This window comes from Corynebacterium frankenforstense (genome assembly GCF_030211955.1).
GTDB lineage: Bacteria > Actinomycetota > Actinomycetes > Mycobacteriales > Mycobacteriaceae > Corynebacterium > Corynebacterium frankenforstense_A.
Window position 1 is genome coordinate 138,311 of the sequence record NZ_JASODI010000001.1, and the last position, 18,027, is coordinate 156,337.

The 18,027-nt window shown below is 71.1% G+C and carries 16 protein-coding genes; 10 read left to right on the forward strand and 6 right to left on the reverse strand.

Annotated elements, in window-relative coordinates; genetic code table 11:
• Nucleotides 1-137 precede the first annotated feature (137 nt).
• Nucleotides 138-1,430: an isocitrate lyase gene (gene aceA / locus QP119_RS00665; protein ID WP_284772942.1), complete on the forward strand. Its 1,293-nt coding sequence runs from the start codon at nucleotides 138-140 to the stop codon at nucleotides 1,428-1,430.
• A 236-nt stretch (nucleotides 1,431-1,666) separates the two neighbouring features.
• Complete coding sequence (rraA, locus tag QP119_RS00670; protein WP_284772945.1) at nucleotides 1,667-2,173, forward strand: ribonuclease E activity regulator RraA; 507 nt, start codon at nucleotides 1,667-1,669, stop codon at nucleotides 2,171-2,173.
• An 85-nt stretch (nucleotides 2,174-2,258) separates the two neighbouring features.
• On the opposite strand, the gene QP119_RS00675 is transcribed toward rraA, so the two are convergent.
• From QP119_RS00675 to QP119_RS00685, 3 genes are all read right to left on the reverse strand, one after another.
• Nucleotides 2,259-3,854, reverse strand: coding sequence for an alanine/glycine:cation symporter family protein (locus QP119_RS00675; RefSeq protein ID WP_284772946.1), 1,596 nt, complete (start codon nucleotides 3,852-3,854; stop codon nucleotides 2,259-2,261).
• Nucleotides 3,855-4,003: 149 nt separating this feature from the next.
• A complete protein-coding gene (locus QP119_RS00680) occupies nucleotides 4,004-4,537 on the reverse strand; it encodes a DUF402 domain-containing protein (protein WP_284772947.1) in 534 nt (177 codons plus the stop codon).
• A 6-nt stretch (nucleotides 4,538-4,543) separates the two neighbouring features.
• Entirely contained in the window at nucleotides 4,544-5,257 is a 714-nt protein-coding gene (locus tag QP119_RS00685) for a hypothetical protein (RefSeq protein ID WP_423777735.1), read from the reverse strand.
• Between the two features lie 638 nt (nucleotides 5,258-5,895).
• Here QP119_RS00685 and typA point away from each other — a divergent pair.
• The 8 genes from typA (at nucleotide 5,896) to QP119_RS00725 (ending at nucleotide 13,875) form a co-directional block, all read left to right on the forward strand.
• Nucleotides 5,896-7,809 carry a translational GTPase TypA gene (gene typA / locus QP119_RS00690; RefSeq protein ID WP_284772951.1) on the forward strand — a complete coding sequence of 638 codons (1,914 nt, stop codon included), beginning with the start codon at nucleotides 5,896-5,898 and terminating at the stop codon, nucleotides 7,807-7,809.
• A 149-nt stretch (nucleotides 7,810-7,958) separates the two neighbouring features.
• The gene (locus QP119_RS00695; protein WP_284772952.1) at nucleotides 7,959-9,635 is read left to right on the forward strand and encodes an ABC transporter family substrate-binding protein; all 1,677 of its coding nucleotides are present in this window, start codon (nucleotides 7,959-7,961) and stop codon (nucleotides 9,633-9,635) included.
• A 5-nt stretch (nucleotides 9,636-9,640) separates the two neighbouring features.
• A complete protein-coding gene (mshB, locus tag QP119_RS00700) occupies nucleotides 9,641-10,561 on the forward strand; it encodes an N-acetyl-1-D-myo-inositol-2-amino-2-deoxy-alpha-D-glucopyranoside deacetylase (RefSeq protein ID WP_284772954.1) in 921 nt (306 codons plus the stop codon).
• Nucleotides 10,558-11,019 carry a hypothetical protein gene (locus QP119_RS00705; RefSeq protein ID WP_336620390.1) on the forward strand — a complete coding sequence of 154 codons (462 nt, stop codon included), beginning with the start codon at nucleotides 10,558-10,560 and terminating at the stop codon, nucleotides 11,017-11,019. The genes mshB and QP119_RS00705 overlap by 4 nt, the downstream gene beginning before the upstream one ends.
• 77 nt (nucleotides 11,020-11,096) lie before the next feature.
• Nucleotides 11,097-11,420 (forward strand): ferredoxin, encoded by a 324-nt coding sequence (gene fdxA / locus QP119_RS00710; protein ID WP_284772955.1) that lies wholly within the window; start codon nucleotides 11,097-11,099, stop codon nucleotides 11,418-11,420.
• A 77-nt stretch (nucleotides 11,421-11,497) separates the two neighbouring features.
• Nucleotides 11,498-12,658 (forward strand): succinyldiaminopimelate transaminase, encoded by a 1,161-nt coding sequence (dapC, locus tag QP119_RS00715; RefSeq protein WP_284772956.1) that lies wholly within the window; start codon nucleotides 11,498-11,500, stop codon nucleotides 12,656-12,658.
• Nucleotides 12,659-12,931: 273 nt separating this feature from the next.
• On the forward strand, nucleotides 12,932-13,498 hold the full coding sequence (locus QP119_RS00720; protein ID WP_284772959.1) for a GtrA family protein: 567 nt from the start codon (nucleotides 12,932-12,934) through the stop codon (nucleotides 13,496-13,498).
• A 50-nt stretch (nucleotides 13,499-13,548) separates the two neighbouring features.
• A complete protein-coding gene (locus QP119_RS00725; RefSeq protein WP_284772961.1) occupies nucleotides 13,549-13,875 on the forward strand; it encodes an SdpI family protein in 327 nt (108 codons plus the stop codon).
• Between the two features lie 186 nt (nucleotides 13,876-14,061).
• Here QP119_RS00725 and dapD read toward each other — a convergent pair whose 3' ends face one another.
• The 3 genes from dapD to QP119_RS00740 are packed head-to-tail and all read right to left on the reverse strand — an operon-like array spanning nucleotide 14,062 to nucleotide 18,012.
• Nucleotides 14,062-15,048, reverse strand: a complete 987-nt coding sequence (dapD, locus tag QP119_RS00730; RefSeq protein ID WP_284772962.1) for a 2,3,4,5-tetrahydropyridine-2,6-dicarboxylate N-succinyltransferase — start codon at nucleotides 15,046-15,048, stop codon at nucleotides 14,062-14,064.
• Between the two features lie 24 nt (nucleotides 15,049-15,072).
• Nucleotides 15,073-16,479 (reverse strand): amino acid permease, encoded by a 1,407-nt coding sequence (locus tag QP119_RS00735; protein ID WP_284772963.1) that lies wholly within the window; start codon nucleotides 16,477-16,479, stop codon nucleotides 15,073-15,075.
• Between the two features lie 48 nt (nucleotides 16,480-16,527).
• Nucleotides 16,528-18,012, reverse strand: coding sequence for an amino acid permease (locus QP119_RS00740; RefSeq protein WP_423777731.1), 1,485 nt, complete (start codon nucleotides 18,010-18,012; stop codon nucleotides 16,528-16,530).
• Nucleotides 18,013-18,027: the final 15 nt, after the last annotated feature.

Genomic DNA, 18,027 nt, shown 5'->3' on the forward strand with positions numbered 1-18,027 from the left:
GGCACCTGCCAATCTGTGAACCACGCCACGCGGAGAGCGTGACGGCCCCGCAGGAGGGGCTCACCGAGATCCATCACCTTCGTTCCCCAAGGACTGAAGGTGTCCCGGAACATCACAAGTAAGGACGTGATCGAAAGATGACCGAAACCGGCAAGGCCCGCACCGCTGCAGAGATCCAGAAGGACTGGGACACCAACCCCCGCTGGGCGCAGGTGACCCGCGACTACACCGCCGAGCAGGTGGAGGCCCTCCAGGGCACCGTCGTCGAGGAGCACACCCTCGCCCGCCGCGGCGCCGAGATCCTCTGGGACGAGATCAACAAGGGCGACGGCCACTACATCAACGCCCTCGGTGCGCTGACCGGTAACCAGGCCGTCCAGCAGGTCCGCGCCGGCCTGCGCGCCGTGTACCTCTCCGGCTGGCAGGTCGCCGGCGACGCCAACCTGGCGGGCCAGACCTACCCGGACCAGTCGCTGTACCCGGCCAACTCCGTGCCGAACGTCGTCCGCCGCATCAACAACGCGCTGTCGCGTGCGGACCAGGTCGCCCGCCTCGAGGGTGACGACTCCGTGGACAACTGGCTGCGCCCGATCGTCGCCGACGCCGAGGCCGGCTTCGGTGGCGCCCTGAACGTCTTCGAACTGCAGAAGGCCATGATCAACGCCGGCGCCGCCGGCACCCACTGGGAGGACCAGCTGGCCTCCGAGAAGAAGTGCGGCCACCTGGGCGGCAAGGTCCTGATCCCGACCCAGCAGCACATCCGCACCCTGAACTCGGCCCGCCTGGCGGCCGACGTCGAGAACACCCCGACCGTGATCGTCGCCCGCACCGACGCCGAGGCCGCCACCCTGCTGACCTCCGACGTCGACGAGCGCGACCACGAGTTCCTCACCGGTGAGCGTTCCGCCGAGGGCTACTACTACGTGAAGAACGGCATCGAGCCCTGCATCGCCCGTGCCAAGTCCTTCGCCCCCTACGCGGACATCATCTGGATGGAGACCGGCACCCCGGACCTGGGCCTGGCCAAGCAGTTCGCCGAGGCCGTCAAGGCCGAGTACCCGGACCAGCTCCTGGCCTACAACTGCTCGCCGTCCTTCAACTGGTCGAAGCACCTTTCCGAGGAGGATATCGCCCGCTTCCAGAAGGAGCTGGGCCAGATGGGCTTCGCCTTCCAGTTCATCACCCTGGCCGGCTTCCACGCCCTCAACTACGGCATGTTCGACCTGGCCTACGGCTACGCCCGCGACGGCATGACCTCCTTCGTCGACCTGCAGAACCGCGAGTTCAAGGCCGCCGAGGAGCGTGGCTTCACCGCCGTCAAGCACCAGCGCGAGGTCGGCGCCGGCTACTTCGACGCCGTGGCCACCACCGTCGACCCGAACTCCTCGACCACCGCCCTGAAGGGCTCCACCGAGGAGGGCCAGTTCTAGGAATCCCCGGAACCGCCGCCTGACCGGCAGCACGACAGTGCGCCACCCGGCCTAAAGGACCGGCCCGCCCCGCTTCACGCGGGTGGCGGGCCGGTCCTTCGCCGTTCGAGGGGAGTCCGCCGACTCGCCGCACGCGGGCGGTCCGCCGGACAATCGGACCGGTCGCCGAAGCACAGACCCCGAGACATCTGAAGCACCTGAGCTATCTGAGCCATCTGAAGTAGAGGAGCGCCACCATGACCGAGAACATCACCTTCATCCCCACCGCCGACCTCGTCGACATCATCGGCGCCGAGGAGGTGCGCAGCTGCGACACCCAGTTCCGCCTCATCGGCGGACGCAAGGAGTTCTGCGGGCGCATCACCACGGTGCGTTGCCACCAGGACAACGGCCTGGTCAAGAAGATCCTGAACACCGACAACCCCGGCGGCGTGCTCGTCATCGACGGCGGCGGATCGCTGCACACCGCCCTGATCGGCGACATGATCGCCGCCGCCGGCCGCGACCACGGCTGGGCCGGCGTGATCGCCCACGGCGCCTGCCGCGACTCCGCGGTCATCGCCGAGATGGACTTCGGCCTGAAGGCCCTGGGCACCAACCCGCGCAAGTCCGGCAAGACCGGCGAGGGCGAGAAGGACGTCACCGTCGGCTTCGGCGGCGTCGACTTCGTGCCCGGCCACTACCTCTACGCCGACGCCGACGGCATCGTCGTCACCGAGGAGCCGGTCGAGCCGAAGGAGTAGAGGCGGCCGGCTGAACCGGGGGAATCGGGGGCGGGCCCGGTGTCGGGGGAGGAGCCGGCCCGGCGTCGGGGAGGGGGACCGACGGTCAGCCGCGGGAGGCGTCTTCGGCGGCCTCGCCGGGCTCCGCGGAATGCCGGGCCTCGGCGGCCTCCCGGGCCTCGGCGGCCTCGGCGGCCTCGGCGGCGCGGACCTGCTCGGCCGTCGGCTCGTGGTCACCGCTCATGCCGACCTGCAGGTCCTTATCGGGGATCTCGTTGATCCGGCCCGAGTCGACCTTGTAGCGGTAGCCCAGGATCTCCGCGCGCAGCATGCGCGCGAGGAAGTAGAGCCCCAGCAGGTTCGGGATCGCCATGAGGAAGAACGAGGCGTCGGCGAAGGTGATCACCGCGTCGAGCGAGGCCGCCGCGCCGAGCACCGGGCCGATCAGCCAGACGGCCTTGAAGCCGCCGCGCACGGCCGGGCGGTCGCCCATGAGGTAGACCGCCGCCTGCTCGCCGTAGTAGCCGTACGCCAGCACCGTGGAGAACCCGAACAGGGCCACGGCCACGGAGAGCAGGTAGGGGAACCAGGAGGCCACCGTGGCGAAGGCGGTGGCGGTCAGCTCCACGCCCTCAGCGTCGGCCCCGGCGCCCTCGTGGACGCCGGTGACCACGATCGCCGTGGCGGTGAGCATGCACACGAACACCGAGTCGATGAAGGGCTCCCACATCGCGACGTAGCCCTCACTGGCGGGCTTCTTCGTCTTCGACGCCGCGTGGGCGTAGCCGGCGGTGCCCACACCGGCGGCGTTGGAGAACAGCGCGCGCTGGATGCCGATGACGGCCACGCCGACCACGCCGCCGGCCACGCCCTCGCCGGTGAAGACGTTGCTGACCATCGCCGCGAGCGCCTCGGGCACCGCGGAGACGTTCGCGCCGAGGACGGCCAGCACGCTGATCAGGTACACCGCGGCCATCGCCGGGGTGATCCGGCCGGTCCAGCGGCCCACCGACGTCGCGCCGCCGACGAGCACCGCGCCCATGAGCACGGCGATGACCACGCCGATGATCCAGTTGTGGTCCTGCAGCAGATCACTGCCGGAGCTGCTCGCGACGATCGCGGCGACCTGGTTGGACTGGAAGAGGTCCGCCCCGTAGAGGCCGAGGAGGGTGAACAGGGCGTAGAGCCAGGCCAGCGCGGCACCCAGGCGCGGCCAGCCGATGTCGCGCAGGCCGTCGCGCAGGTAGTACATCGGCCCGCCGATGACCACGCCGTCGTCGCGGATGCTGCGGTACTTCACCGACAGGGTGGCCTCGGCCATCTTCACGCTCATGCCGACCAGGCCGAAGGCGGCGATCCACAGCGCGGAGCCGGGCCCTCCGACGGAGACCGCGACGGCCACGCCGGCGATGTTGCCCAGGCCGACCGTCGAGGACAGCTCGGTGGCCAGGGCCTGGAAACTGGAGATCTCGCCGGGGTCGGTCTTGGCGTTGAACCGGCCGCGGATGACCTTCAGCGAGTGCCTGATGCCCGTCACCGGCTGGAACTTCAGCCACACGGTGAAGAAGGCCGCCGCGACCATCAGCCACAGCACGATCAGGGGGACCCCGCCGAAGACGGGGATCTCCGCGAAGACGATCGCGGAGAGGACGTCGGCCACGGGGCCGACGACTGACTCGACTAGCTCGTCAATATCTGGCATTTAGAATCACCGGAAATTAAATCTGAGAATACGGTCACATAAACGGTAACGCGTATGGCGGCCCGGGGCAGGGGGTAGGGGGCCGTACCCGGTTATTCCGGTGTGGTGCGGCGCCGGCTGGTGTGGTGGCGGCGGGGTGGTGGTCCGGGTCAGCCGGCGGGGGTGAGCACGACGTCGTCGGCCCACTCGAGCTCGATGCCGCGGTCGGCCAGCCAGGCCATCGGGTCGTCGGCGTGGCGGGTGATGCCGTCGACGGCCTCGAGCGTGGTGGTGATCGCCTGCTCGGCCTCCTCGCAGGAGATGAACCCGGCGGAGGTGGCGGCGGCGAGCTCGTCGATGTCCTGGACGTCGACCGGGCGGCCGGCCGTCGAGATCAGGTCGACGTAGAGGTCCCGGGTGGACCACACTCCGCCCTCGGCCTCGATGGCGGCGACGTCGAAGTAGTACTCCTGGTCGGCAGGCACGCCGGGGCGGAAGTGGAAGATGTTGGCGCGCAGGTTCAGTTCCGGCAGCAGCCAGGACTCCAGGTAGCCGAACTTCGGGTGGTCCGCGCCGCGGGCCATGTAGAGGCCGAAGTCGGTGACCCGGTAGGTGTCCACCTCGCGGAGGAAGCCCTTCGGGTCGGTGTTCGTGCGCGAGTCCGTGTCGAAGGTCTCGCGCTTGACGGGGTGCAGGTCAGCCATGGTCGGTCACCTTCCCGGGAGGAACGCTGCGGTGGGCTGGAACGTGCAGGGGCCGTCGCCGGTGTGGACGGTCCCGTCGAGGACGGCGACGACCGGGCCCTCGCCCGTGTCCGCCACCCCGGAGACCGTCGCCGGCCCCTCGGGGTTGATGCCGTGGTTGCCCAGCGGGGTCGCGCCGTGGGCCAGGGTGGCCAGGTTCGCCCAGCGCACCTGCATGCCGCCCTGCTCGGGCGCCGCCGGGGCGGTGCCCATGGCGGTGAACAGGAACGTCGTCTGACCCGGCGCCGCGCCGGGGGCGGGGATGTGCGCCGGCCCGCGCACGGCCAGGGCACTGCCGACGGAGTCGAGCTGGCCGCCGATGCAGTTGCCCGCCACCGTCGGCCAGTAGAACTGCTTGAACGGCGGGGCGTCGGCCGGCATGGCCACCCCGCCGCTGCCCTCGCCGGCGAAGTAGGCGACCGCGCTGAGCAGCACGTCGCGCACCTCCGGCGGGATCCACGGCTGGCGGGCGAACTCGCGGACCTGCTCCAGGATCTCCGGGCGCGGCCGGCCCAGTTCGTCGAGCGGGTTGGCGAACTGCAGGCCCGGGCCCGAGGAGAGCACCGGCAGCTCGACGCCGGCGGAACCGGCGGGCAGCAGGTGCGCGGGCGCCGGGGAAACCGGCGCCGGGGCGGAGGACCCCGGCAGAACGGGCAGGGCCTGCGCGGCGGGAGTGACCAGGCCGGCGCCGGCCACGGTGAGCGCCGCGACGGCGGCGAGCGCGCCGCGGGAGGCCCGCGTCGCCCGGGGCGGGCGGGCGTGACGGGCGCGGCCCCTGGTGCGGGACGTGCGGCGTGCGGATGCGTTCGACGCGGTCAAGCCTTCAGATCCTTCGGCGGTCGGCGGAGTCATCCGGGTCTCGGCCGCGGCGTGTCTCGACGGGGCGACCGCGAAACCACGCCACAGCGATAACTCAGATAACAGCAGTAACTTCTCTAACAATATTCACATTTTTCGGCGAGTCAACCGCTCTCGGGTTCAAAACTTCGCTAGCGGGAGGCGCCTGTACCCGTACCGTCGCCGCCGCCGGGTCCCGCGTTACCCCGCGCAGGGCGGGAAAGCCGTCCCGGGAGCCGGGGCCGGACGCGGACCGCGGCGCGCACGGCGCTGTTCCGCAGTGCGGCAGGGGGCCGCCACGGGCGCTCCGCGCGGCGTCGGAAAGCGGCCGCGCAGCGGCCGGGCACTAGCCCGCCGGAAGGGGCGCGGCGACGCCGCGGCGACGGGGCGTCGGCGAGCGACATGCGTCAACGGGGCAAGGGGGAGTAGGGTATCAAGCCGATCAAGTCCCCCTTTTCCAATTCTTTAGGAGCACTCCGTCAGTGTCGCACCCTGAGTTCCGCAATGTCGCCATCGTCGCCCACGTCGACCACGGCAAGACCACCCTCGTCAACGCCATGCTCGAGCAGTCGGGCGCGTTCGGCGACCACGGCGAGGTTGCCGACCGAGTGATGGACTCCGGAGACCTGGAGAAGGAGAAGGGCATCACCATCCTCGCCAAGAACACGGCCATCCACCGCAAGGGCCTGGGCAAGGACGGCACCGACCTCATCATCAACGTCATCGACACCCCCGGCCACGCCGACTTCGGCGGCGAGGTCGAGCGCGGCCTGTCCATGGTCGACGGCGTGGTCCTCCTCGTCGACGCCGCCGAGGGCCCGCTGCCGCAGACCCGCTTCGTGCTGGGCAAGGCCCTGGCCGCCAAGCTGCCGGTGATCATCCTGGTCAACAAGACCGACCGCCCCGACGCCCGCATCGACGAGGTCGTCGAGGAGTCCCAGGACCTCCTGCTCGAGCTCGCCTCCGGCCTGGAGGACCCCGAGGCCGCCGAGGCTGCCGAGCAGCTGCTCGACCTGCCGGTGCTCTACGCCTCCGGCCGCGAGGGTAAGGCCTCCACCGAGAACCCGGGCAACGGCAACGTCCCGGACTCCGCGGACCTGCAGCCCCTCTTCGACGTCATCTACAACGTGCTGCCCGAGCCGACCGCCACCATCGACGCGCCGCTGCAGGCCCACGTGACCAACCTGGACTCCAGCTCCTTCCTCGGCCGCCTCGGCCTGGTCCGCGTCCACGCCGGCACCCTGCGCAAGGGCCAGCAGGTCGCCTGGATCCACTACGACCCCGAGGGCGGCGAGCACGTCAAGACCGTCAAGATCGCCGAGCTGCTGCGCACCGAGGGTGTGGACCGCGTGCCGGCCGAGGAGGTCATCGCCGGTGACATCGCCGCCGTCTCCGGCATCGACGAGATCATGATCGGCGACACCCTCGCCGACGTCGACAACCCCGTCGCCCTGCCGCGCATCACCGTCGACGAGCCCGCCATCTCCATGACCATCGGCGTCAACACCTCACCGATGGCCGGCCGCGGCGGCGGCGACAAGCTGACCGCCCGCCTGGTCAAGTCCCGCCTCGAGCAGGAGCTGATCGGCAACGTCTCCCTGCGCGTCAACCCGACCGAGCGCCCCGACACCTGGGAGGTCCAGGGCCGCGGCGAGATGGCGCTGTCCGTGCTCGTCGAGACCATGCGCCGCGAGGGCTTCGAGCTGACCGTGGGCAAGCCGCAGGTGGTCACCAAGACCGTCGACGGCAAGCTTAACGAGCCCTACGAGCACACCGTCATCGACATCCCCTCGGACTACCAGGGCCCGGTCACCCAGCTGATGGCCGCCCGCAAGGGCCAGATGCTGTCGATGGACACCAACCCCGGCTCCAACTGGATCCGCATGGAGTACCGCGTGCCCGCCCGCGGCCTGATCGGCTTCCGCACCACCTTCATGACGGAGACCCGCGGCACCGGCATCGTCAACTCCTACTCCGACGGCTTCGACGTCTGGGCCGGCGAGATCAAGGGCCGCCCGTCCGGCTCGCTGGTCGCCGACCGCAGTGGCCAGGTCACCGCCTACGCCCTGCAGCAGCTGGCCGACCGCGGCAGCTTCTTCGTCGAGCCCGGCGCGGAGACCTACGAGGGCATGGTCGTCGGCGCGAACAACCGCGACGAGGACATGGACGTCAACATCACCAAGGAGAAGAAGCTGACCAACATGCGTTCGGCCACCGCCGACGCCACGGTCACCCTCTCCAAGGCGCACACCCTCTCCCTGGACGAGGCCATGGAGTTCTGCGGCAACGACGAGTGCGTCGAGGTCTGCCCCGACGTGCTGCGCGTGCGCAAGCTCGTCCTCTCCGCCACCGAGCGCGGCCGTGCCCGCGCCCGCGAGAAGGCGCGTAACAAGTAGGGGCCGCGGGCTGGCGCCCGCGCCCCGGGGATAAGGGCGGCGTCGCTGGGGACAAGGGCGGCGCCGCCAGGGGAGCGGCAGCAAGGCGCGCGTCGGTGAATCCGACGCGCGCCTTCTCCTTATGTCTGTGAAAGGGGGCATCGGGTTAAATGGATGACGTGAACCGTCGACTCGCCAACCCCGCCGCCCGCCGCGCGACCCGCCGGGGGCGCGGCACCCCCCGCGTCGCCGGGGCCCTCGGGGTGCTGGCCGCGACGACGCTGTTGGCCTCCTGCGCCGCCTCGCCCGGCCCGGCGCCCATCGTCGAGGACGAGGAGGAGACGACCACCTCGACGACGCAGAAGGCCGACGAGAAGAAGAGCCCCGAGGACGCGCGCACCCGCGTCACCGTCGGCATCGACCCGCTGCGCGGCGGGGTCAACCCGCACCTGCTGGCCGACTCCTCGGCCACCGTCGACGACATCGCCGGCCTTGTGCTGCCCTCCGCCTTCAACGACGGCGAGCTCAACACCGACCTGCTGGTCTCCGCCGAGGAGGTCACCCCGGCCGCCGGCGCCGCCCAGACGGTGCGCTACGTCATCGCCGCGGCCGCCCAGTGGTCCGACGGCACCCCGGTCTCCGGCGGCGACTTCGAGTACCTGTGGCACGGGATCACCGCCACCCCGGGTGTGCTCGGTCGCGGCGCCTACGACACCGTCTCCGCCGTGCGCGTCACCGGCGGCGGGCGCACCGTCGACGTCGACTTCTCCCGGCCCAACGCCCACTGGCGCGAGCTCTTCTCTGACCTGCTGCCCGCCCACCTGCTGCGCGGGCGGCCCTTCGATAAGGCGCTGGCCGAGGGCATCCCGGCGTCGGCCGGCCGCTACCTCATGCGCGACCTGGACCAGGCCCGCGGCACCATCGAGCTGCAGCGCAACGACCGCTTCTGGGGCGAGGACCCCGCCGCGATCGACCTGGTGACCTTCCGCCCCGTCAGCGGTACCGCCGAGGCCAGCGACCAGCTGCGCACCGGCCAGGTCGCCTTCATGGACCTCACCCCGGCCGAGACGACCACCCAGGCACTGGGCCTGGTCGCCGGCACCCAGACCGAGAAGAAGGCCACCGGGCGGCGGCTGAACATGACGATGAACACCGCCTCGCCGATCCTGGCCGAGGCCGCGGTGCGCGGCGAGCTGGCCGCCCAGATCGACACGCCCACCGTCGCCCGCCTGACCGCCGGGCGCAGCGTCGACGTGCGCGTGCCCGAAAACCCGACCGCCGCGCGCGAGCCCGAGCGCCTGCGGGCGGCGGCCACCGCCGAGCGCCCCGTGCGCATCGGCGCCGACCCCGCCGACCGGCAGGCCTCGGCGGCCGCCCGCGTGATCGTCGACCTGCTGCGAGCCAAGGGCGTGCACGCCGAGGTCACCGCCACCGACATGGCGACCCTGACCACCGACCGGCTGCCCCAGGGCACCGTCGATGCCGTCATCGCCTGGGGCGTGGAGAGCCCCGGCACCGCCACAGCGGCCGGCTACTACGGCTGCGGGCGGGACCCGGAGGACCCGCGCGGGAGTAATCTGTCCGGGTACTGCACCTCCTACACCCAGGAGATGCTCGACGAGGCGCTGGCCGGGGGTCTGAGCGGCGACCAGCTGCGCGCACGGCTGCGGTCGCTGGAGGAACTCGAGCACCTGAGCGTGGGCTTGCTCGACGAGACGCGCCTGCAGGTCCTCGGCCACGGCATCACAGGGCCGACCGCCGAGCTGGCGGACTGGCCCGCGGGCATCCCCACGGTGCCGGGCTGGCGCATCGACGAGACCGAGCCGACCACGGAGAGGCTGAACTGAGAACCATGACGGTGAACGACCCGAACGCGAACCCGCGCGATTTGACCGGACTGCGGGTGGTGGCGGTCCACGCCCACCCGGACGACGAGACGATCACGATGGGCGGCACCCTGCACCAGCTGGCCGCCCGCGGTGCGGACTGCACCGTGGTCACCTGCACCCTCGGCGAGGAGGGCGAGGTCATCGGGCCGACCTGGCAGAACCTCATCGCCGACGAGGCCGACCAGCTCGGCGGCTACCGCATCGCGGAACTGTCCGCGGCGCTGGCGGCCATCGGCGTGCACGGCGAGTTCCTCGGCGGCGCCGGCGCCTACCGCGATTCCGGCATGGCCGGCACGCCCTCGGCGGCCAACCCGCGGGCCTTCGTCAACGACGGCGGCCGCGCCGTCGACGACCTGGTCGCCGTCCTCGAGCGCCTGCGACCGCAGCTGGTGCTCACCTACGACCCCAACGGCGGCTACGGCCACCCGGACCACATCCACGCCCACGAGATCACCCACGCCGCCCTCGAGCGCGTCGAGGTCGACCGCCTGCTCTGGCACGTCACCCCGACCGGCGCACAGGACGCGGGCCTGGCGGCCATCGCGGAGATCCCGGCCGGCTGGCGCCGGGCCGCCGACGGCGAGCTGGCCGCCGTCGGCGACGACCAGGTCGACTGTTTCACCCGGCTTTCCGACGCCGACGTCGCCGCCAAGCTCGCAGGCTTCCGCGCGCACGCCACCCAGCTGCACGTCGCCGACGGCTCGGTCAGCCGCACCAACCCCGTGGCCGCCCAGGCCAGCGTCTCGGACCATGACACCGTGGCCGCCGTCTACTGCCTGTCCAACCTCATCGCCCAGCCGGTGCTGCGCCGCGAGTACTTCCACCTCGCCGCCGGCGCCCTGGTGCCGGCCGGCGGCGGCCCGGCCGACGGGTTGCTGCCGTGAGCGCCGACGGTGCCGTGGGCGCCGACGGCGCGCACGACGCGGCGTCGGAAATCGACGCGGCCACGCCGCGCCGGCGCCTCATCCGCGACGACTTCTCGCGCGGGGAGGCCGTGGGCGGCATCTTCTGGCTGTGCCTGGGCGCGCTGGTCTCGGTGCTGCTCGAGGTCGTCTACCTCGACGCCGGGGTCACGCTGCCGAGTGGGGCCAGACTCGCCGTGCCCTGGACCGTGGTGGTCGCGTTTCTATTCAACCTCGTGCTCTCGCGCACCGCGCTGCTGTGGACGCGGCGCACCTGGGCGGCCGGCATGCCGCTGTGGACGTGGATCGCCGGGTTCGTGCTGCTCACATTCGGCGTCACCGTCACCGGCGACCAGCTCGTCGGAGCCAACGTGCACAGCCTGGTGCTGCTGGCCGCCGGGGTGGCCGGCGGCGGTTGGCCCCTCATGGCGGGGAAGTGACATACTGGACGGGTCACGTCCACGTGATTTCCCGTTTTATTTGAGTTCCGTTTCTGTCCTGGAGTTCCCGATCACTGATGACCTACATCATCGCCCAGCCCTGCGTTGACGTCATGGACCGCTCCTGCGTGGAGGAGTGCCCGGTCGACTGCATCTACGAGGGCAAGCGCAGCCTCTACATCCACCCCGACGAGTGCGTCGACTGCGGCGCCTGCGAACCGGCGTGCCCGACCGAGGCGATCTTCTACGAGGACGACCTCCCCGACGAGTGGGAGGGCTACTACGACGCCAACGTCGCCTTCTTCGACGACCTCGGCTCGCCCGGCGGCGCGGCCGCCCTCGGCCCGCAGGACTTCGACCCGAAGTTCGTCGCCGACCTGCCGCCGCAGAACCAGGACTGAGCCCGGCCCGCCGGTGACCGCGGACGTCGGCCGAAGTCCTCTCCGGAGGCCGACCCCGCGCGGGTAGAGTAACCGGCATGACACGCACGCCACTGGTCGAGACCCTGCCCGAGTTCCCCTGGGACACCATCGCCGAGGCCAAGGCCACCGCCGCGGCCCACCCCGACGGGATGGTCAACCTCTCGGTCGGCTCCCCGGTCGACCCGCCGGCGCCCGGCATCCAGCTCGCGCTGGCCGAGGCCGCCGGCTTTCCCGGCTACCCGGCCACCGTGGGCACGCCCGAGCTACGCGAGGCCATCGTCGACGCCTCCGCGCGCCGCTACGCGATGACGGGGCTCAACGCCTCGACCACGCCGGGGGAGTCCTCCGTGCTGCCCGTCGTGGGCACCAAGGAGGCCATCGCCTGGCTGCCGACCCTCCTGGGGCTCGGCGCCGAGGACACCGTGGTCATCCCCGAGCTGGCCTACCCGACCTACGAGGTCGGCGCGTGCCTGGCCGGCACGAAGATGGTGCGTTCCGACGACCCGGAGGGCGTCGACGCGGACTCCGCCGCGCTGTTCTTCCTGAACTCGCCGTCGAACCCGACCGGCCGCGTGCTCGGCGTGGACCACCTGCGCCGCGTGGTGGCCTGGGCCCGCGAGCACGACGTCATCGTCGCCTCCGATGAGTGCTACCTCGGCCTGGGCTGGGACGACGACAACGAGCCGGTCTCGATCCTCGACGAGCGCGTCTGCGACGGCGACCACACCGGGCTGCTGGCCATCCACTCGCTCTCCAAGACCGCGAACTTCGCCGGTTACCGCGGCGGCTTCTTCGCCGGCGACCCCGGGCTGATCGCCGAGCTGACCCAGGTGCGCAAGCACGCCGGGCTGATGGTGCCCTACCCGATCCAGGCGGCCATGACCGCCGCCTACGGCGACGACGACGCCGAGCACGTGCAGAAGCTGCGGTACGCGGTGCGCCGCGCCAAGCTGCTCGAGGCGCTCATCGGCGCCGGCTTCACCGTCGAGCACTCCGAGGCGGGACTCTACCTGTGGGCAAGCCTCGGCGAGAACGGGCGCGCGACCGTAGACCGGCTCGCCGAGCTGGGCATCCTGGTCGCCCCGGGCGAGTTCTACGGCCCGGCCGGCGAGAACTTCGTGCGCGTCGGCATGACCGCCGACGACGCCCACGTCGACGAGGCCGCCCAGCGCCTGCGCGCGGCGTCGGCCGAGCTGCGCGCCGTCGCGGGGAAGTAGGCCCCGCGCCGGGAAGTAGCGTTAAGTAGGTTCCCGCGCCGGAGGAGCGGGCGCCGGCGGGGCCGCCGCAGGGGCCGCCACGGGCGTGGAATCCCCGACACGGCCTGGCGCGCGAATGTATTTCGGGCTATCCGGGCGATAAACTGTACCGATCAGGTCCGCGTCCGGACGCACGTCGAGGACCGGGCCCTGCGCGCCCCGCGCCCGGACGGCGAACCCGTCGCCCGGTGGCGGCGCGGGTGCGACGACGAGTAGCCGAGGTTGAGGAGATCCATGACGGCCAGCCCCACCGTCGCCCGCATGCTGGGCAACCTGCGTCAGTTCATCCAGTTCGGCATCGTCGGCGGCTCCGGGGTCGTCGTCGACCTGGCCGTCAACTACGTGTCGAAGAAGATCGCCGAGTTCGCCGGCATCTCCGAGCACGACGCCTTCATCAACCTGCTGGGCACCCAGTTCAACATCCGCTGGTACCACGTCTTTGTCACCCTCGGCTTCCTGGTGGCCAACACCTGGAACTACCAGCTCAACCGGATGTGGACCTTCAAGGGCACCAACCCGCGCAGCTGGTGGCGCGGCTTCTTCCCGTTCCTGCTCGCCGGCCTCGGCGCCTTTTTGATCCGCCTGGTGCTCATGACGCTGTTCATGAACCCGGGCAGCCCCATCTCGCTGCCCACCGACATCCTCGACGACTCCTCGGGGCTGCGCACCAAGTTCTACTGGGCCTCCGCGATCTCTATCCTGGTGGCGATGCCCGTCAACTTCGTGATCAACAAACTCTGGACCTTCCGCGGGCCGAAGGTCTCCGTCGTCCACCAGTCCGACCCCGCGCCGCGTGCCTGAGCCCGTAGCCTGAGCCTGCGCCGCGCGCACAAGCCCCCGGAGGTAGCCGCATGATCCCGTTCCTGCTGCTCGTCGTCGCCGTGCTCATGGGCCTGCCGGCTCTGCTGGCCTCGAACCGCTCGCTGAAGTTCAACTCCTGGCTGGGGCTGCGCATCTCCCCGGTGACGGCCAACGAGGACGCCTGGGCGGCCGGCCACACGGCCGCGGCCGGGCGGCTGGCCGCAGGCTCCGCGGGCGCCCTGGCCGCGCTGGCGCTGTGCTTCCTCACCGCGGACCTGCACATCGTGCTGCTCGTCGTCGGCCTGGGCTGGGCGCTGGGCTGCACCGTCGCCGCCGCGATCGCCGCGCGCAGGGCCGCCGAGCCGTACGCGGACTGAGCCGCGAGGCACGAGCCGCGCAGCCGCCACAGCAGACACAGCCGCCACAGCCGACACAGCCGCGCAGCCCGCCACAGCCGCCACAGCCGCCGCAGCCGCCGCAGCCCGCCACAAACGACAAGAAGGGCGCCCGGACCGTCACATTGACGGCCCGGGCGCCCTTCCTCGGCGTCAGGGCGCGAACCCCTAGTTCGCGTGCAGCTCCTCGTTGAGCGAGACGGCGGACTTGTACGGGCTGGCCTCGACCGCACCGGTGATCGAGTTGCGGCGGAAGAGCACACCGGAGGCGCCGGAGAGCGCGGCGGCCTTGACGGTGTCGCCGTCGGAGACACCGGCGGCCTCGGCCACGGCGCCGCGGGCGGTCACCTTGGTGCCGGCGGTGACGTAGAGGCCGGCCTCGACCACGCAGTCGTCGCCGAGCGAGATGCCCACACCGGCGTTCGCGCCGAGCAGGCAGCGCTCGCCGATGGAGATGACCTCCTTGCCGCCGCCGGACAGCGTGCCCATGATGGAGGCGCCGCCGCCGACGTCGGAGCCGTCACCGACCACGACGCCGGCGGAGACGCGGCCCTCGACCATGGAGTTGCCCAGGGTGCCGGCGTTGAAGTTGACGAATCCCTCGTGCATGACGGTCGTGCCGGCGGCCAGGTGGGCGCCCAGGCGCACGCGGTCGGCGTCGCCGATGCGCACGCCCTCGGGCAGGACGTAGTCGACCATGCGCGGGAACTTGTCCACGGAGTAGACGGTCACCGGGCCGCGCTCGGCCTGCAACCGGGCGCGCACCATCTGGAAGTCGGCGACCTCGCAGGGGCCGTGGTTGGTCCACACGACGTTGGTCAGCTTGCCGAAGACCCCCTCCATGTTCGCCTCGTGCGGGCGGATTAGGCGGTGGGAGAGCAGCTGCAGACGCAGCCAGGCGTCGTAGGTGTCGGCCGGCGGCTCGGCCAGCGAGGTGATGGTCGTCTCCACGGCCACGCGGGCCACCCCGCGCACCTCGTCGGGCCCGATCAGCGGGGCGATCTGCTGCGGGGCCTCCTCGAGGCGGTGGGTGCCGGGCTCGGAGCCGGCGACGTCCAGGCGCGGCGCCGGGTACCAGGCGTCGAGGATGGTGCCGTTGGCGGTTACGGTGGCCACGCCGACGGCGTGGGCGGAACTGGTGGAGTAGTCGGTCATGACTCCCGAGACTACAAGGTCCGCCTAGGCGCGCGTGGCGTCGGTGGCCCGTCCGCGGGTGGTCAGCGAGAGCGCCGCGAGGAAGATGAAGACGGCGCCGACGGAGAAGATCTGCGAGCGCGAGCCGGCGTCGAAGAGCATGAGCACCACCAGGCCCAGCACGGCGGCCACGACGGCCCAGGCCAGCCAGGGGTAGCCCCACATGCGCACCGTGGAGATCTCCCCGGAGCGCTCCAGCTGCGGGTGCAGCCTCAGGTAGCTGGCGGCGATGAGCAGCCAGACGACGATCATCACGCCGCCGACGGCGTTGAGCAGGAAGTCCAGCAGGCCGGTCGGGTTCCACCACTGCAGGCCCACGGAGACGAAGGCGAAGACCATGGAGAGCACCACGGAGTTGACGGGCACATCCTCGCGGTTGGTCACCGCGAAGATGCGCGGGGCGTCGCCCTGGCGGGCCAGCGCGTGGCACAGCCGGGAGCTTGCGTAGATCTGCGCGTTGAATGCGGAGAGCAGGCTGAGCACGATGACCAGCTCCATGATGCCGACCACGCCGGGGATGTCGGCGATCTCGAGGACAATGGTGAACGGGCTCTCGGCGGCGGTCTCCGCGCCCTGGATGTCCGCGTAGGGCAGCAGGAAGGTGATCACGAGCACCGAGCCGATGTAGAACAGGCCGATGCGCCAGATCACCGAGCGCACCGCGGTGCGGATCGAGTGGGCCGGCTCCTCGGACTCGGCCGCGGCAATGGTCACGATCTCGATGCCGCCGAAGGCGAACGCCACCGCGAGCAGGCCCGCCGCGACACCCGGCCAGCCGTTGGGCATGAAGCCGTCGCCGAGGAAGTGCTCGGTGCCCACGAAGGTGTGGCCCGGCAGCAGCCCGAAGATCAGCGTCAGACCGATCAGCAGGAAGCCGACGATGACGGCGATCTTGATGAAGGCGAACCAGAACTCGAACTCGCCGAACCCGCGCACGCGCGCGAGGTTGACCACGGCGAAGAAGGTCACGCACACCAGCGCCGGGACCCACGGCGGCACCCCGAACCAGGCGGACATGATGGCGGCCGCGCCGGTCATCTCGGCGCCGAGGACCATGATGAGCATGAACCAGTACAGCCAGCCCATGGTGAACCCGGCCCAGTGGCCGAAGGCCTGGCGGGCGTAGTCGGAGAACGCGCCCGAGGCGGGACGTGCGGCGGCCATCTCGCCGAGCATCTGCATCACGCACATGACCACCACGCCGGCGACGGCGTAGGCGAGCAGCACGGCGGGGCCGGCGGCGCGGATGCCCACGCCGGTGCCGAGGAAGAGGCCCGCGCCGATGGCGGAGCCGAGCCCCATCATCGTCAGGTGCCGGGTCTTGAGCCCCTGGCCCAGGCCGGTGTGGCGCGGGGCGGCGGTTCCCGCGTTGGCGGGGGAGGTCGAGGTCATGATGTGCGTCTCTTTCGCTGCGTGAACAGAAAGTAGATGTGGGTCACTTTAATCAGTGCTTGACGACGTCGTGCCGTCGCCCCCGTGCGCGTCCGTCGCCGTGGTCGCGCCGGCGGGCGCCTGCGCGCCCGCCGTACCCGACGCGACGTCGGCACGCAGCCGGCCGTCGGTGGAGCCGCGCGCCTGGGAGCGTGCGACGACCACGGAGAGCACGACGAGCACGGCGAAGACGATCGACACGGAGGTGACCTGGCCGCGCGAGCCGGAGTCGAAGAGCATCAGCAGCACGAAGCCGAGCAGGGCGGCGATCGCGGCGACGGGCACCCAGGGGTAGCCGGCCATGCGCACCGAGGCGAGGCGCCCGCTGCGCACGAGCACCGGGTGCAGCTTGAGGAAGCTGGCGGCGACCATGATCCAGATCAGGATGAGGATGCCGCCGACGGAGTTGAGCAGGAAGTCCAGCAGCCCGGTTGGGTTCCACCACTGCAGGCCGACGGAGAGGAAGGCGAAGACCATCGAGAGCACCACCGCGTTGATCGGCACGTTGTGTCGGTTGACCCGGCCGAGGAGCGCCGGGGCGTCGTGCTGGGTGGCCAGCGAGAAGACCATCCGCGAGCTGGCGTAGATCTGCGCGTTGAAGGCGGAGAGCAGGCTGAGCACGATGACGACCTCCATGAAGCCGACCACGGCCGGGATGTCGGCCATGCCCAGCACCATGGTGAAGGGGCTCTCGGCGGCGGTCTCGGCGCCCTGGATCTCGGAGAAGGGCAAAAGGAAGGTGATCACGAGCACCGAGCCGATGTAGAACAGGCCGATGCGCCAGATCACCGAGCGGGTGGCCCGCCGGATGGAGGTCTCGGGGTCCTCCGACTCCGCGGCCGCGATGGTCACGATCTCGATGCCGCCGAAGGCGAAGGCCACCGCGAGCAGCCCCGCGGCCACGCCGGGCCAGCCGTTGGGCATGAAGCCGTCGCCGAGGAAGTGCGAGGTGCCCACGAACGAGTGGCCGGGCAGCAGCCCGAAGATCAGGGCGACGCCGATGACCAGGAAGCCGATGATGACGGCGACCTTGATGAAGGAGAACCAGAACTCGAACTCGCCGAAGCCGCGCACGCGCGCCAGGTTGACCACGGCGAAGAAGGTGACGCAGACCAGGGCGGGCACCCACTGGGGCACCCCGAACCAGGCGGCCATGATCGCCGAGGCGCCGGTCATCTCCGCGCCGAGGACGAGCACCATGTTGATCCAGAACAGCCAGCCGATGGAGAAGCCGGCCCAGTGGCCGAAGGCGAAGCGCGCGTAGCTGGCGAAGGACCCGGGCGCGGGCTTGGCGGCGGCCATCTCGCCGAGCATCTGCATCACGCACATGACCACCACACCGGCGGCGATGTAGGCGAGGATGACGGCGGGCCCGGCGGCGCGGATGCCCACGCCGGTGCCGAGGAAGAGGCCGGCGCCGATGGCGGAGCCGAGTCCCATCATGGTCAGGTGCCGCGTCTTGAGCCCCTGGCTCAGCGGTGCGTTCTGGGTCATCGAAGATCCGATCCA